Genomic DNA, 15,394 nt, shown 5'->3' with positions numbered 1-15,394 from the left:
AGCGGCCCGCGACCGCGCGGGCCGCTGCCGACGGCCTGAAGCTGCACCGCCGGACGGTACGGCTGAACGGCCGCGAGCACACCGTCATCGGGCTGCGGCCCGTCACCGCCCGTCAGGCGAGGGCGCGGTCGATGAACGCGGTGACGTCGGCGAGGACCTCGTCGCGGTTGGTCTCGTTGAAGATCTCGTGCCGTGCACCCGGGTAGACCCGCTCGGTGAGGTCGCCGCCGCGCACCGCCTCGATGCCGGTGCGGCTGCCTTCGATGGGGACCACGCCGTCGTCGGAGCCGTGCGCCCACAGGGTGGGCAGCGTGCCGAGCGAGCCGTGCTCGTTGACCCGGGTGATGCACGCGTCCAGCGCCCGGACGGTGGCGCGTTTGAACGGGCCGTGCCAGATGAGCGGGTCCGCGGCGTAGGCGCGGCCGACCGCGGGGTCGCGGGACAGGGCGGCCGGGTCGATCGGCACGTCGGGCATCTCCTCCAGCGCGAGGAGCGTGGTCAGCACGTCCCACCGGCCGATGACCGGGCCCGACAGCACCAGCGCCGCGAGCCCGGCGCCGTGCAGCTGCGCGTAGCGGGCGGCGACCAGCCCGCCCATCGAGTGGCCGATCAGCACCACCGGCAGCTCGGGGTGGTCGGACCGGGCCGCCCCGGCGACCGCGTGCACGTCGGCGACCAGGTCCTCGACGTCGTCGATCAGGACGCGTTCGCCCGCGGAGCGGCCGTGCCCGGCGTGGTCGGGGCCGCAGACGGCGGCGCCGTGCCGCACCAGCGCGTCGGCCACATGCTGGTAGCGGCCGAGGTGCTCACCGTAGCCGTGCACCAGGAGCGCGGTGTAGCGGGGGCTTCCGCCGGTCCAGGCGCGGGCCGTGACGGCTCCCCGTGCTCCCGCGAACTCCCATTCACGTGGCGTGGTCACCCGTACCTCCCGTGTGGCGGGAGGGCCGCCGTCCGGGAGCCCTCCGTGAATCCGCCGATGATCAGGCCGCTACCGTCCCCCGCGCGGGAGCGGATCGTCAACCGCCGCATAGGCTGGGACCTTCCGCGTCAACCGGGCGGGGTCGCCGCCCACCGGTAGGAAAGGGGCGCCCGTGCTGGTCGACACCTTCGGTCGTACCGCCACCGACCTGCGGGTCTCCCTCACCGACCGGTGCAACCTCCGGTGCGCCTACTGCATGCCGCCAGAGGGGCTCGACTGGCTGCCCAAGCCCGAGCTTCTCACCGATGACGAGCTGGTGCGGCTGGTCGCGATCGGCGTCGAGGAGCTCGGCGTCACCGAGGTCCGCTTCACCGGTGGCGAGCCGCTGCTCCGGCGCGGCGTCACCGGCATCGTGGCGCGCACCGCCGCGCTCCGCCCGCGCCCCCGGATCTCGCTGACCACCAACGGCATCGGGCTCGCGCGCCTGGCCGGGCCGCTCGCGGACGCGGGGCTCGACCGGGTGAACGTCTCGCTCGACACCCTCGACCGCGAGGTCTTCAAGCGGCTCGCGCACCGCGACCGGCTGGACGACGTCCTCGAGGGGCTCGCCGCGGCGCGGGACGCCGGGCTGCGGCCCGTCAAGGTCAACGCGGTGCTGATGCGCGGCGTCAACGACCGCGAGGCGGTCCCGCTGCTGCGCTACTGCCTCGACCACGGCTACCTGCTGCGGTTCATCGAGCAGATGCCGCTGGACGCCCAGCACGGCTGGACCCGCGACGGCATGATCACCGCGGACGAGATCCTGGAGCTGCTCGGCGCGGCCTTCGCGCTGACGCCGGACGAGGCCGGCGCGCGCGGCAGCGCCCCGGCCGAGGACTTCCTGATCGGCGCCGGACCCGGCCGGGTCGGCGTGATCGGATCGGTGACCCGCCCGTTCTGCGGCGCGTGCGACCGGGTCCGGCTCACCGCCGACGGGCAGATCCGCAACTGCCTGTTCGCGACCGAGGAGTCCAACCTGCGCGACGCGCTGCGCGGCGGTGCGTCCGACGCCGACCTCGCCGGGCGGTGGCGCGCCGCGGTGCGCGCCAAGCGCGCCGGGCACGGCATCGACGACCCCGCCTTCCTCCAGCCCGCCCGGCCCATGTCGGCGATCGGGGGCTGACCATCACCGCCGGCCCGTTCGACGCCGTCGTGCTCGCGGGCGGGCGCGCCCGGCGGCTCGGCGGCGCCGACAAGCCCGCTGCCCCGGTCGGCGGCCGGCCGCTGATCGCCTGGGTGGCCGGCGCCGCCGCCGGGGCCGCCCGGCTGGTGGTGGTGGGGCCGCCGCGCCCCGGGCTGCCCGGCGTGGTCGTCGTGCGCGAGGACCCGCCCGGCGCGGGTCCCGTCCCGGCCCTGCGCGCCGGGCTGGCCGAGGTGCGGGCGCCCTGGGCGGCGCTGCTCGCCGCCGACCTCCCGTTCCTGCGCCCCCCGCACCTGGCGGCCCTGCTGGCCGAGGCGCACCGCGCGGACGCCCCCGGCGCCGTGCTCGTCGACGACGGCGGCCGTGAGCAGTGGCTGGCCGGATGCTGGCGCACCGCGCCGCTGCGCGCGGCGCTGGACGTCTACGAGGGCGGCTCGCTGCGCGGGTTGCTCGCGCCGCTGGAACCCGTGCGGGTCGCGCTGGAGTGCCGGGACCGTCCGCCCTGGTACGACTGCGACACGCCCGAGGCGCTCGACCACGCCGAGCGTGTGGCGGGGTCCGGCGGGGAACCGGCCTGATCGTGCGAGAGTGACCCGGCGACCACCGCCGGGACGAAGGGGAGGATGCCGGTGCTGGAGGAATGGATCGAGGCGGCCTGCCTCGAACTCGGGCTCGGCCGCGGCGAGGTCGACCGCGATCTGGTGCTCGACCTGGCCCGTGACGTCGCGCACGGGGTGGCCCGGCCGGGCGCGCCGCTGACCGCGTTCCTGCTGGGGCTCGCGGTCGGGCGCGGCGCCGACGCCCGGGAGGCCGCCGCGCGCCTCACCGCGATGGCGGAGGGCTGGGCCGGCACGGACGGCTGATCGCGCGCCGGGGTCAGGCCGGGTCCGAGGCTCCCTGCGAGGCCGCCGGGAGGTCGCGATCGGCGACGGGCACCACGTCGCGCAGGAAGCCGCGGCGGTCGAGGAAGGCCGACAGGCTCGCCCGGTGCCCGCCGCAGGCGAGCCAGACCTTCCGCCGCTCCGGGGTGTGGATCTTGGGATTGTTCCAGCGCAGGGCCCACACGGCGTCGGCGCGGCAGTCCTTGGCGGAGCACTGGAGCTCGTCGGCGCCGGGCTCCGGCGGGATGGCGGTCACCGGCCCACGATGGCACACCGGCGGCGCACCGGGAAATCCGGCCGCCGCCGGGCCGGGCCCGCGGCCCCGGGTTTCCCGATCAGGGCGTTTGACCAGGAAGATTCCCGGACAAGACCAGCTCGTGCGTACCGAGGCCAGCCGTGCGCCCGGCCCGGCGGACGGGAACGCCCGCCGCTGGCAGGCGCTCTCGGTCTGCTTGGTGGCGGCCTTCATGACGCTGCTGGACGTGAGCATCGTCAACGTCGCGCTGCCCTCGATCCGCGACGGGCTGCACGCCTCCGAGGCCGGCCTCCAGTGGATCCTGTCGGGGTACGCGCTGACGTTCGGGCTGGTGCTGGTGCCGTCCGGGCGGCTCGGCGACGCCCGCAGCCGCCGCGCGGTGTTCATGGGCGGGCTGGCGCTGTTCACGGTCTCCAGCGCGTGCGCGGGGATCGCCCCCTCCATGCCGCTGCTGATCCTCGCGCGGCTGGTCCAGGGGGTGGCGGGCGGCGTGCTCAATCCCCAGGTGGCGGGCTTCATCCAGCAGCTCTTCCAGGGCGCCGACCGGGGGAAGGCGTTCGGGGCGCTCGGCGCGACCATCGGCATCGCCACCGCGGTCGGACCGCTGACCGGCGGCGCGCTGATCGCCGTCGCGGGGGTCGACGAGGGCTGGCGGTGGGTGTTCTACGTCAACGTCCCCGTCGGCGCCGTGGCGCTGGTGCTGGCGTGGCGGCTGCTGCCGTCGCCCGTCTACGGCGAGCGGCGCGGCCTGGACCCGCTCGGGCTGGTGCTGCTCGGCGCCGGGGTGCTCGCGCTGATGCTGCCGCTCGCCCAGGAGCAGGAGTGGCACGGCCCCCGCAAGTGGCTGCTGGTCCCGGTCGGGGGCGTGCTGCTGGCCGCGTTCGTGCTCTGGGAGCGGCGGGCCCGGACGCCGATGGTCGATCTGGGCCTGTTCCGGCTGCGCTCGTACGCGCTCGGTGTGGCGATCGCGCTGCTGTACTTCGCCGGCTTCACCGCGATCTTCTTCATCCTCACCCTCTACCTCCAGAACGGGCTGGGCTACAGCGCGCTCGGCGCGGGCCTGGCGATCACGCCGTTCGCGCTCGGGTCGGGCGCCGCCGCCGCGGTCGGCGGACGGCTGGTGTCCCGCTACGGGCGCCCGCTGGTCGCGCTCGGCCTGGTGCTGGTCACGCTGGGGCTGATCGGGGCGTGGGTCGCGGTGGAGCTCAAGCCGGGGCGGGGGGTGGCGTGGGCGACCGCGCTGCCGCTGCTGGCCGCCGGGATCGGCAGCGGCCTGGTCATCTCGCCCAATCAGACCATCACCCTGTCGGAGGTGCCCTTCACCGAGGGCGGCAGCGCGGCCGGGGTGCTCCAGACCGGGCAGCGGCTGGGGACGGCCACCGGCATCGCGGCGGTCGGGGCGGTGTTCTTCGCCTCCGTCGGGACGCGCGGAGACTGGGCGGCGGCGTTCCGGTACGGCCTCATCGTCATCCTGGGGTTCGTCCTCGCCGCCCTCGCCGCCGCGATCGCCGACCTGGCCGCCACCCGCCGCCTCGCGCGCCGCGCCCGCTGACCGCCGCCACGGCGGCCACCCGTACCGCGCCCGCCGAGGGGCGCCACGGCGGACGGCCGGCGCCGTGCCCGCCGGGTTTGCCCAGAGCAGGACGGCGGGTGGGCGTAGCCGGAGCGGCGCCGGGTTAGGCACCGGCAGAGGAACGGGACCGACGAGGGGGAGCCGATGGCCGCCGACGAGCGGGGATCCGACGACATGCTGAGCCGGGGCGCGCCGGGGACGCCCGCGACCGGCCGCGGGCCGGGCACCGGCGGGCCGCCCTCCCACCGGCCCTACGAGCACCCCTCGGCGGGCTGGGGCGCCGCGCGCAGCGTGGGGAGGGTGCTGGCCCGCACCGGGGAGCCGGTGGACGGCCCGCGCGCGATCTTCAAGATGAACCATGAGGACGGCGGGTTCGACTGCCCCGGCTGCGCCTGGCCCGACGACCGCAAGGGCCTGCACCTGGACATCTGCGAGAACGGCATCAAGCACGTCGCCTGGGAGATGACGCCCAAGCGCGTCGGCGCGGAGTTCTTCGCCGCGCACACCGTCGCCGAGCTGTCGGAGTGGACCGACTTCGCGCTGGAGGACCAGGGGCGGCTCACCGAGCCGATGGTGTACGACGCCGAGTCCGACCGGTACGTCCCGATCACCTGGCACGACGCGTTCGAGCTGGTCGGCGGGGAGTTGCGCGGGCTGAACCACCCCGACCGGGCGGCGTTCTACACCTCCGGCCGGCTGAGCAACGAGGCGTCCTTCCTCTACCAGTTGTGGGTGCGCGAGTTCGGCACCAACAACCTGCCGGACTGCTCGAACATGTGCCACGAGGCCAGCGGCCTGGCACTCGCCGCGTCCCTCGGCACCACCAAGGGCACCGTGGACCTGGCCGACTGGGAGAAGGCCGACGCGATCTTCGTGATGGGCATCAACGCGGCCTCAAACGCGCCCCGGATGCTGACCTCGCTGGCGCACGCCCGCCGGCGCGGCGCGCAGATCGTGCACGTCAACCCGATGGCGGAGGCGGCGTCGGGCCGGACGATCGTCCCGCACGAGCCGCTGAACATGGCCACCTTCCACGCCACCCGCACCGGCACGCTCGGCGTGCAGCCGCGGATCGGCGGGGACATGGCGCTGATCCGCGGCGTCGCCAAGGCGGTGCTGGAGGCCGCGGAGAAGGACCGCACGGCGATCGACCGGGAGTTCATCGACCGCTACACCCACGGCTTCGAGGGCTACCGGCGGGCGTGCGAGGAGACGCCGTGGGAGCGGCTGGTGGAGCAGTCGGGCGTCCCGGAGGCCACGATCCGCAAGGTCGCCGCCGTCTACCGGCGGTCCCGGCGGACGATCATCTCCTGGTGCCTCGGCGTCACCCAGCAGGAGCACGGCGTGGACACCGTCCGCGAGATCATCGGCCTGCTGCTGCTGCGCGGCAACATCGGCCGCGAGGGCGCCGGTCCGTGCCCCATCCGCGGCCACAGCAACGTCCAGGGCAACCGGACCTGCGGCATCACCCACCGGCCGCCCGAACAGCTCCTGGACCGGCTGGCCGAGGTGTGCGGCATCGACCCGCCCTCCGCGCCGGGGCTCGACACCGTCCAGACCGCCGAGGCGATGCACCGCGGCGAGGTGCGGGTGTTCGTCGGGATGGGCGGCAACTTCGCGCTCGCCGCGCCCGACACCGCCCGCACCTTCGAGGCGCTGCGCAACTGCGAGCTGACCGTGCACGTCAGCACCAAGCTGAACCGCAGCCACCTGGTGCACGGCGCGAAGGCGCTGATCCTGCCCTGCCTGGCCCGCAGCGAGAGGGACGAGCGGCGCGGCGGCGCCGCGCAGGGCGTCACGGTCGAGGACTCGATGAGCATGGTGCACCTGTCGTACGGGATGAAGCGCCCGGCCTCGCCGCACCTGCGGTCCGAGCCCGCCATCGTCTGCGGGCTGGCGCGCGCGACGCTGCCGGGCGGTCGGACCCCGTGGGAGGAGTACGCCGGCGACTACGACCGGGTCCGGGACACGATGGCCCAGGTGCTGGACGGCTTCGAGGACTTCAACCGCAAGGTCCGGCTGCCGCTCGGCTTCCGGCTCCCGCAGCCCGCCCGCGAGCTGGTGTTCCTGACCGCGTCGGGACGCGCCGAGTTCTCCGCCGCGCCCCTCCCGCAGGTGCTGCCCGCCAAGGGGCGGCTGATCCTGGCGACCGTCCGGTCGCACGACCAGTGGAACACCACGATCTACTCCGACGACGACCGCTACCGGGGGCTGAAGAACCTGCGGACGGTGGTGTTCATGCACCCCGCCGACATGCTGGAACGCGGCCTCTCCCAGTTCCAGCACGTCGACGTCACCAGCATCGCCAAGGACGGGAGCCGCCGCACCGTGCACGGCTACCGCGCGGTCTCCTACGACGTGGCGCGCGGCTGCGCGGTCGGGTACATGCCCGAGCTGAACGCGCTGTGCCCGATGGGCGACGTCAGCCCGCAGAGCGGCCAGCCGCTGGCCAAGCACCTCACCGTCGAGGTCGTCCCCGTCGTCCGGACCGGGGCCGCCCGGCCGCCCGGCCGAGCATTCGCAGGATCAGCGCCAGCAGCAGCGCCCCGCCGGACGCCGCGCCCGCCAGCACCAGATTCTGCCTCCTGATCCGGGCGGGGATCCGCGCGTAGGGGACGGTGGAGAACGACACCAGCTCGTACCGGGAGACGTAGCGCCCCGCCAGCCGCCGCTCCAGGGCGTGCTGCACGGCCCGCGTCATCCGGTAGACGGGCGAGGACACCCTGTCGCGCATCTCGACGAAGTTGTCCAGGGCCATCTCGGCGATGGCGTCGGTGTTGGCCTTGCGCCGCTCCTGGTAGAGCGCCAGCGCGGGCCCCCACCGGCCGCCGGTCTCGTCCAGGCACCGGTCGATCTCGAGGCAGTCCTCGAACGCGCAGTTGGCGCCCTGCCCGAAGAACGGCACGATGGCGTGCGCCGCGTCCCCGAGGAGGGCGATCAGCGCGCCCTCGCCGTCCCGCACCCAGGGCCAGCAGCGGACCGTGACCAGCGACCCGACCGGGTTGCGGGCGAAGTCGGCGGCGAGGGCGGGCATCAGGTCCGCGACGTCGGGATAGTGCGCCGCGAAGAACGCGGTGACGCGCTCGGGCGTGTCCAGCGCCGCGAAGTCGCCCTTCGGCCAGAACAGCGTGCAGGTGAACGACCGGTCCAGGTTCGGCAGCGCGATCATCATCGCGGTGCCGCGCGGCCAGATGTGCAGCGCGTCGGGGTCGAGGGCGAACTCCCCGCCGCGCGGCGGGATCGTCAGCTCCTTGTAGCCGTGCTCCAGGAAGTCGGCGTCGCCGTCGAACCGCAGCGACCGCCGGACGGCGCTGAAGGCCCCGTCCCCGGCGAGCACGACGTCGGCGGGCTCGGTGCTCACCCGCCCGTCCGCGTCCTCCAGCAGCAGCCCGCCCGCGGTCGCGTCCACACCGGTGACGCGCTGCGAGAAGCGGAGCAGCACCCCGGGCGTCGCCTCGGCGGTGTCGAGCAGCGAGCTGTTCAGCTCGGCGCGGCCGATGGAGTTGATGGCGCGCTCGCCGTCCGCGCTGTACCGCTGGAAGTTCTGCGCGCCGCCGAGCGGGTGCACCATCCGCCCGTGCATCGGCAGCGCCCGTTCCAGCGCCTGGTCCTTCAGCCCGACCTGCTCGAGCGCGGCCAGCCCGCGCGCCGAGATCGCCAGGTTGATGGACCGGCCCCGCTCGGCGCCCGCGGCCCGCGGGTCGGGCCGCCGCTCGTACACCGTCACCGGGACGCCGCGGCGGCCGAGCAGCACGGCCAGCAGGCAGCCCGCCAGCCCCGCGCCGACGATCGCGACCCGCTCCCCGCCGTGTTCAGCCGCCATGGGCGCCGGCCTCCTCCCCGGTCCGCGTCGCCTTCGCGGCCTCGTCGCCCGCCGCCGTCTCCTCGGTCTGCGAGCGGACCTCCCACAGGTCGGGGAAGGCCGGGGTGAACAGGGTCGAGCGCAGGTAGTCGGCACCCGCCGAGCCGCCGGTGCCGAGTTTGGCGCCGATGGTGCGCTCGACCATCTTGACGTGCCGGTAGCGCCACTCCTGGATGCCCTCGTCGACGTCGACGAGGGCCTCGCACACTTCGGCGGCGGGCCCGTTCTCGTCGGCGTAGACCTTCAGCAGCACCCGCTGCACGGACGGGTCGGGCCGGTAGGCGGTGCCGGGGTCCCGCTCGAGCGCGGCGGCGGGCACGGCGAAGCCGCGGTCGGCGAGGTAGCGCAGCAGCGAGTCGTACACCGACCGGCGGTCGACCGCGGCGCGCAGCCGCTCGTCGTCGCGCAGGTCCGAGACCGGGAACGAGCGCCGCCCGAGGACGGCCTCGACCTCCCGGAACTGCTCCGACTGGAAGCCGCTGGAGGTGCCGAGCGCGTCGCGGAACGAGGCGAACTGGCGGGGCGTCATGGTCTCCAGGACGTCGAGCTGGCCCACCACGGTCTTGAGGATCTTGGCGATCCGGCGCGCGGTGTGCAGCGCCCCGGCGCTGTTGCCCCCCTCCAGTCGCTCCTGGAGCAGGGCGGTCTCGTGCAGGATCTGCTTGAACCACAGTTCGTAGACCTGGTGGATGACCACGAACAGCATCTCGTCGTGCGCGCCGGTCTGTGGACGCTGGCAGGACAGCAGGTCGTCCAGCCGCAGGTAGCCGCCGTAGGTCAGGGCCGGCCCGACCGGTGTCTCGGGTGAATCCGCCATGACCGCCTCCTTGCGATACAACGGATGTGACTCGCAGCATATTGGATCGTTCCGCCCCGGGGCGGCCCGCTACCCGGGCGCGGCGGCCTCATCGCGCCAGTAGATCGACTTGACCCAGATCGTGGCCAGGGTGTCGACGGCCCGCTCGTCGTCGAACTCGGCCTCGGTGCGCTCGCCGCCCTGCGCCTGCCAGATGTAGGCGAAGTGCTCCAGCATCGCCGACAGCGCCGACGCGGTCAGCACCGGGTCGATGCCCGGGCAGTAGCCCGCCCGCTGGGCGCGCCGGACCTCGCCGGCGATCCGCTCGATCGCACCCGCGCGGATCGTCAGCCACCGGTCGCGGAACTCCTCCTCGAGCATCGACGCCTGGAAGACCCCGATCAGCTCGCCGCGCCGCCGCGAGTAGGTGGTCCAGAACGCCGCCACCGACTCGCGCAGCGCGGCCTCGGGCGACAGGCCGCGCCGGAACGGCAGCACCGCCAGCGCGGTCGCCTCCTCGTCGAACTCCTCGGCCAGGGCGATCAGCAGATCGGCCTTGGTCTCGTAGTAGTTGTAGAAGGAGGCGACCGACTTGCCCGCCTCGGCCGCGATGTCGCTGATCTTGGCGTTGAAGTAGCCCTCGCGGGCGAACACCGCGCGGGCCGCGTCGCGGAAGGCCCGGTCGGTCTCCCGGCCCTTGCGGGTCGCCTTGGCCGGGCGGTCGGCGGCGGCCGGGCTCGGGCCGGACTTGACGATCGTGTGCTTCTTCATGGCGGGGCACAAGGCTACGACACCCGGCGCTCCCGTCCGGCCCAGTGCCGCTCCCGGAGCACCGATTTCACGACCTTGCCGGTGGCGTTGCGCGGCAGCTCCGGCGCGAAGGTCAGCGCGGTCGGGCACTTGAACCCGGCCAGCCGCTCGCGCGCCCACGCGGTCAGCTCGGCCGCGTCCAGCCCGTCCTCGCCCGCCACGACGGCGTGCACGGTCTCGCCCCACCGCTCGTGCGGGACGCCGAACACCGCCGCCTCCCGCACCCCGGGGTGCGCGGCCAGCACCGCCTCCACCTCCGCCGGGTACACGTTCTCCCCACCGGTCACGATCATGTCCTTGAGCCGGTCCACGATGGTCAGGTAGCCGTCGGCGTCGATCGCGCCGATGTCGCCGGTGCGGTGGAAGCCGTCGCCGGTCGTCACCGCGGCGGTGGCGTCCGGGTCGTTCCAGTAGCCGGGGAACGGCGCCGCGCCCCGCACCTGGACCTCGCCGTGCTCGCCGAGCCGCACCTCCCAGCCGAGCGACGGCCGGCCGGCGGACGCGAGCCGGCCGGCCGCCGGGTCGTGGTCGGCGGGCGGGAGCGTGGTGATCGGAAGCGGCCCGGTCTCGGTCGCCGCGTAGTTCTGCCGGAACCGGCAGCCGAGCGTCCGCACCGCGCGCCCGAGCAGCCCGGGGTCGATCGGCGAGGCCCCGTAGACGACCTCCACCAGGTCGGACAGGTCGGGCGGCGCGGCGCGGCGCCCGACCTCCTCGGTCACCGCCCGGATCAGCGTCGGCACGAGCTGGGTGAGCTGGATCCGGCGCGCGGCCAGGTCGTCGACGAACGCGGCCGGGTCGAACCCGTCCAGGACGTGCAGGTGCCCGCCGGTGAACAGGGTGTACACCAGGTTGGCCAGCCCGGCGGTGTGGAACAGCGGCAGCGCGCTGAGATGCCGCGCGCCGGGCACCGCCTCGGGCACCTCCAGCTTCATGAACGTGACCGCGCCGATGAGCTGCTGGTGCGTGACCGGAACCAGCTTGGGCAGCCCGGTGGTTCCGCTGGTGTGCAGCAGGACGCAGGGTTCGGGGCCGCGCAGCCGCTCGGCCGGGCGTTCGGGCATCGGCCCCTCGGGGAGGGGGTCCTCCAGCCGCAGGACGGGCACGCGGGCGCCCGCCCCGCCGGTGGGCGCCGTGCCCGCAGGCCTCGTGCCCGCCGACTCCGTGCCCGCCGGCTCCGTGCCCGCCAGTGCCTCGCCGACCAGCGCCGCGCACGCCTCGTCGGTGACGATCGCGGTGGGCCCGATCAGCTCCAGCAGCCCGCGCAGCTCGGGCGCCGCGAGCCGCCAGTTGACGGCGGCCGGCAGCGCGCCCGCCCGGACCAGCCCGAGGAACGCCACCGCCCACCCGGCCCGGTTGCGTGCGATCACCGGGACGACGTCGCCGGGGCGCACCCCGGCCGCCGCGTACCCGGCGGCGGCGCGGTCCGCCGCACCGGCCAGCGCGCCGAAGGTCAGCCCGGCGCCGCCGCGCCCGTCGGTGAGCGCCGTCCGGTCGCGGGAGACGGCGGCCCGCCACTCCAGGACGTGGATGAGGGAGAGCACCGCCTCACGCCTTCGCCACGCGGTCGGCGGCGGTCTTGGGCTCGCGCCCGAGGTCGCCCGGCCGGGCCAGCTCGCGCCGCCAGCACGCGAACTCCAGCAGGATGCCGTCAGGGTCCTGGAAGTAGAAGGACCGGATGTAGACCTCGTCGTGGAACTCGGGCGTGAACCCCTGGGGGCTGTCGTCGTGGTCGATGACCGGGGCGACCTTGACCCCCTTGGCCTTGAGCTTGGCCCGGTACTCCAGGAACCGCTCCTCCGGGACGCTGATCGCCACGTGGTTCATCGTCCCGACCGCGGTGGCGAAGTCGCCGATGCCGGGGGAGGTCTCGGCGGTGGTGACGCCGGGGATCGGGTCGGGGGCGCCGGGGAACCAGAAGAACGCCAGCAGGTTGCCGCCGCCCATGTCGAGGAAGAAGTGCTGGCCCCCGTCCGGCAGGTCGATGGTCTTGACCAGGCGCATACCGAGGACGCCGGTGTAGAACTCCACGGTGCGCTTCATGTCCGAGCAGACCAGGGCCAGGTGGTTGACCCCGCCGAGGGCGAACTCGGGATTACTCCATGCCGCCATGCCGGTTCCTCCGATCCGAGAGTGCTGGAAGTGAATCTAAACTCAGATTCTGATCTGCGCTAGCCTTCGGGGCGAATCGGGTCCAGCGCACAGGAGGTCGCGATGACCGAGATCGTCAGGGAGTTCGTGGGGCTGCCGTCGCCCCTGGTCGGCCGTGCCGGCGCCGGCGGGCACCCCTGCCAGGGCGTCTACCACCGCCCGGCCGGGACGCCGCCGAAGACGGCGTTCATCGCCACCCATTACAACATCGACTTCGCCGAGCACTACCTGGCCGAGCACCTGGCCGAGCGCGGCTTCGGCTTCCTCGGCTGGAACACCCGCTTCCGCGGCGGCGAGGCGTACTTCCTGCTCGACCACGCCCTCGCCGAGATCGGCGTCGGCGTCCGCTGGCTGAAGGAGCGGGCGGGCGTCGAGCGCGTCGTCCTGCTCGGCAACTCCGGCGGCGGCTCGCTCATGGCCGCCTACCAGTCGCAGGCCGTCGAGTCCAACGTCACACCGGTCGCCGGGATGCGCCCCGTGGACGCCATCGCGGACCTGCCCGCCGCCGACCTGTTCGTCGCGCTCGCCGCGCACTCGGGCCGTCCCGAGGTGCTCACCGCGTGGATGGACGCCTCGGTGACCGACGAGGCCGACGCGCTCTCGGTGGACCCCGCGCTCGACCCGTTCAACCCTGAGAACGGCCCGCCTTACAGCGCCGAGTTCCAGGCCCGCTACCGCGCCGCGCAGCGGGCCCGCAACGAGCGCATCACCGACTGGGCGCTCGCCAAGCTGGACGACCTCAAGGGCACCCGCGCCCGCGACGCGCTGTTCAACCTGCACCGCACCTGGGCCGACCTGCGGATGGTCGATCCGTCGATCGAGCCGTCCGACCGGCGGCCCAACTGGTGCTACCAGGGCGACCCGGCCAGGGCCAACTACGGCGTGTTCGGCCTCGGCTCGCTGTGCACGCTGCGCACCTGGCTGTCGATGTGGAGCCTGCGCACCTCGCAGTGCGTGGCGGCGCCGCACCTGGCCCGGATCACCGTCCCGTCCCTGGTCGTGCACGCCACCGCCGACGAGTGCGTGTACGACAGCGACGCCCAGGCCGTCTTCGGCGCCCTGGCCGCCGAGGACAAGCGGCTGGAGTTCATCAAGGACGGGCACTACATCCCCGAGTCCCGTCCCCAGGCCGCCGACCTCATCGCCGCCTGGGTCCGCGACCGCTGACGGCCGCGCCGGTCCGCCGCCCTTCCGGACCGGAAGGGCGGCCCGCCGGGTGGAGCCCGGAGATCGTGCTCAGCGGTCGGACGCGCGGGGCGCGCCCGTCTTCTTGGTGAAGGCGACCAGGTCCTTCCAGGTGCCCCGGAAGCCGTTCTGGTCGCCGGGGAAGCGGCCGGCGTCGTCGTACTGCCAGACGGCGGCCTTCTTCCAGCCGCCGGGCAGGGGAGCGGGACTCTTGGACCGCCAGCGGGCCATCCAGAGCGGGTTCGCGGCGAGGGACCGGTCGTTCCCGGTGCAGTCCCGCCACCAGTAGGCGTTGGTGTAGATCAGCGGACGCCGGCCGGTGCGGTCGCGGTAGCGGGCGGTGAAGGCGCCGATCCACGCGACCATGGCCTTTTTGGAGAGCCCGTAACAGGCGTCGCGGCCGTACGGGTTGTTCTCGATGTCGAGGGCTCCGGGCAGGGTGCGGCCATTGGTCGACCATCTGCCGCCGTGGGCGAGGAAGTAGTCGGCCTGCGCCCTTCCACCGGACGCCGCTGGAAGGGCGAAATGGTAGGCGCCATGAACCATTCCGGCCTTATATGAGCCGTCGTACTGTTGCTGGAAATATGGGTTTTTGTACCCTTTTCCCTCGGTCGCCTTGGCGATGGCGAACCGGGCGCCGAGCGCGCGGGCGGCCTTCCAGCCGACCTTGCCCTGCCAGCTACTGATGTCCATCCCGCCCAGATGGCCTGCGGGGACCTTGGCGGTCCCGGCGAGCCGGGACCGCTGGGAGCGGGGGGAGCGGGACTGCCCGACCCCGGCGTAGGCCTGGCCGGGACGCAGGTCCCCGCGCGGGCTCGTGCCGGACCCGGGGGCGGCCTCGGCGCCGGGGACGAGGGCCGTCGCGGCGGTCATCACCGTGACGCCGGACAGGGCGAGCGCGACATTTCTCGATCGGATCAACATACCTCCCTGGGTGGCGGAATAGGGATGATCCTTTATCTCTGTATTGTCGTTTTGCGTCCGGCCACACGGTATTTCGCGGAAAAAGTATGGTAAAGAAATCCTGAATCGCCTGCGAGTCGTCGGGGTCTGTGAATGGCGGAACGCCCGTGCCGCGTGCAGGCGGACGGGCGCTCAGCCGGGCAGGGGGTCAGGCGGACGGAAGTGCGTGTGGGGCGCCGGGTGCGCCGCCGGTGACCGGCCGGCTCAGGGGGCGACCTCGCCGACCGAGACGCGGACCGCGTGCAGCGCGGCGGTGATCTCGGCCGCCTGTGCGGCGGTGAGGTCGGGCAGGCCGAACTCGGTTCCGTGCAGCGCCGCGGTCGCCTGCTCGGCCAGCTCGCGTCCCGCCGGGGTGAGGGTGGCGAGGACGACGCGGCGGTCGTCCGGCGAGGGGCGGCGGCCGACCAGCCCGCGCCGCTCCAGCCGGCCGATCACATTGGTCACCGACGCCGGATGGACCATCAGGCGGACGCCCATCTTGCCCATCGGCAGCGTGCCGGTGCGGGCGAAGGCGAGCAGCCGGAGCGCCTCGTAGGCGGCGAAGGTCAGCCCGTACGGCTTGAGCACGGCCTCGATCCGGCTCAGCAGGAGCTGCTGCGCGCGCATCACCGAGGTGACGGCCGCCATGTGGTCGGCGTGCTCGGGCCACCGGGCGCTCCACTGTCGCCGCGCCTCGGCGATCGGGTCGAGGGCGTCGGGGGGCTCGGGGGGCTCGGAGGGGGCGGGGGAGGAGGGGCCGGGCACCGCCCCACCGTACTGGTGGCCCTTGACCGGGTCGCGCATGGGAAAGTATTTTAGCTTCCAAATATTGGAAGTCCAAG

14 protein-coding genes and 1 pseudogene are annotated in these 15,394 nt (G+C 74.1%); 6 read left to right on the top strand and 9 right to left on the bottom strand.

Features of this window, described 5'->3' with window-relative positions:
- Positions 1–112: 112 nt before the first annotated feature.
- Positions 113–919, bottom strand: coding sequence for an alpha/beta hydrolase (locus QP090_RS33395; RefSeq protein WP_285943659.1), 807 nt, complete (start codon positions 917–919; stop codon positions 113–115).
- A 172-nt stretch (positions 920–1,091) separates the two neighbouring features.
- On the opposite strand from QP090_RS33395, the gene moaA reads away from it, so the two are divergent.
- Genes moaA through QP090_RS33380 form a run of 3 tightly spaced genes read left to right on the top strand, consistent with a single transcriptional unit; the run spans position 1,092 to position 2,962 of the window.
- Positions 1,092–2,081 carry a GTP 3',8-cyclase MoaA gene (gene moaA, locus QP090_RS33390; protein ID WP_285943658.1) on the top strand — a complete coding sequence of 330 codons (990 nt, stop codon included), beginning with the start codon at positions 1,092–1,094 and terminating at the stop codon, positions 2,079–2,081.
- Positions 2,082–2,110: 29 nt separating this feature from the next.
- Positions 2,111–2,677, top strand: coding sequence for a molybdenum cofactor guanylyltransferase (mobA, locus tag QP090_RS33385; protein WP_285943657.1), 567 nt, complete (start codon positions 2,111–2,113; stop codon positions 2,675–2,677).
- A 45-nt stretch (positions 2,678–2,722) separates the two neighbouring features.
- Positions 2,723–2,962 (top strand): DUF6457 domain-containing protein, encoded by a 240-nt coding sequence (locus QP090_RS33380; protein WP_285943656.1) that lies wholly within the window; start codon positions 2,723–2,725, stop codon positions 2,960–2,962.
- A gap of 13 nt (positions 2,963–2,975) precedes the next feature.
- Here the strand turns inward: QP090_RS33380 and QP090_RS33375 are convergent, their stop codons facing one another.
- Positions 2,976–3,236 (bottom strand): hypothetical protein, encoded by a 261-nt coding sequence (locus QP090_RS33375; protein ID WP_329520470.1) that lies wholly within the window; start codon positions 3,234–3,236, stop codon positions 2,976–2,978.
- A gap of 121 nt (positions 3,237–3,357) precedes the next feature.
- Between QP090_RS33375 and QP090_RS33370 the strand changes: the two genes are divergently transcribed.
- Both QP090_RS33370 and QP090_RS33365 read left to right on the top strand, forming a co-directional pair.
- Positions 3,358–4,788: a DHA2 family efflux MFS transporter permease subunit gene (locus QP090_RS33370; protein WP_285943655.1), complete on the top strand. Its 1,431-nt coding sequence runs from the start codon at positions 3,358–3,360 to the stop codon at positions 4,786–4,788.
- Positions 4,789–4,953: 165 nt separating this feature from the next.
- Positions 4,954–7,398 (top strand): FdhF/YdeP family oxidoreductase, encoded by a 2,445-nt coding sequence (locus tag QP090_RS33365; RefSeq protein ID WP_285943654.1) that lies wholly within the window; start codon positions 4,954–4,956, stop codon positions 7,396–7,398.
- 199 nt (positions 7,399–7,597) lie between these two features.
- Here the strand turns inward: QP090_RS33365 and QP090_RS33360 are convergent.
- From QP090_RS33360 to QP090_RS33340, 5 genes and pseudogenes are all read right to left on the bottom strand, one after another.
- Positions 7,598–8,632: pseudogene (locus QP090_RS33360) on the bottom strand (FAD-dependent oxidoreductase); the annotation flags it as partial.
- Positions 8,622–9,488, bottom strand: coding sequence for a tryptophan 2,3-dioxygenase (locus tag QP090_RS33355; protein ID WP_285943653.1), 867 nt, complete (start codon positions 9,486–9,488; stop codon positions 8,622–8,624). The gene QP090_RS33355 and the pseudogene QP090_RS33360, both read right to left, overlap by 11 nt.
- Before the next feature lie 69 nt (positions 9,489–9,557).
- Positions 9,558–10,238: a TetR/AcrR family transcriptional regulator gene (locus QP090_RS33350; protein ID WP_285943652.1), complete on the bottom strand. Its 681-nt coding sequence runs from the start codon at positions 10,236–10,238 to the stop codon at positions 9,558–9,560.
- 14 nt (positions 10,239–10,252) lie between these two features.
- Positions 10,253–11,818 carry a class I adenylate-forming enzyme family protein gene (locus tag QP090_RS33345; protein WP_285943651.1) on the bottom strand — a complete coding sequence of 522 codons (1,566 nt, stop codon included), beginning with the start codon at positions 11,816–11,818 and terminating at the stop codon, positions 10,253–10,255.
- Between the two features lie 4 nt (positions 11,819–11,822).
- Positions 11,823–12,386 (bottom strand): VOC family protein, encoded by a 564-nt coding sequence (locus QP090_RS33340; protein WP_285943649.1) that lies wholly within the window; start codon positions 12,384–12,386, stop codon positions 11,823–11,825.
- A gap of 102 nt (positions 12,387–12,488) precedes the next feature.
- Between QP090_RS33340 and QP090_RS33335 the strand changes: the two genes are divergently transcribed.
- The gene (locus QP090_RS33335; RefSeq protein ID WP_285943648.1) at positions 12,489–13,592 is read left to right on the top strand and encodes an alpha/beta hydrolase; all 1,104 of its coding nucleotides are present in this window, start codon (positions 12,489–12,491) and stop codon (positions 13,590–13,592) included.
- 69 nt (positions 13,593–13,661) lie between these two features.
- Here QP090_RS33335 and QP090_RS33330 read toward each other — a convergent pair whose 3' ends face one another.
- Positions 13,662–14,534, bottom strand: coding sequence for a GH25 family lysozyme (locus tag QP090_RS33330; RefSeq protein WP_285943646.1), 873 nt, complete (start codon positions 14,532–14,534; stop codon positions 13,662–13,664).
- A 243-nt stretch (positions 14,535–14,777) separates the two neighbouring features.
- On the bottom strand, positions 14,778–15,356 hold the full coding sequence (locus QP090_RS33325) for a MarR family transcriptional regulator (protein ID WP_285943645.1): 579 nt from the start codon (positions 15,354–15,356) through the stop codon (positions 14,778–14,780).
- Positions 15,357–15,394: the final 38 nt, after the last annotated feature.

It is taken from the genome of Actinomadura xylanilytica, from assembly GCF_030283145.1.
Taxonomy (GTDB): Bacteria; Actinomycetota; Actinomycetes; order Streptosporangiales; family Streptosporangiaceae; genus Spirillospora; species Spirillospora xylanilytica.
Note: the sequence above shows the minus strand (reverse complement) of the source record. Positions and strands in the feature narration are given on the sequence as shown.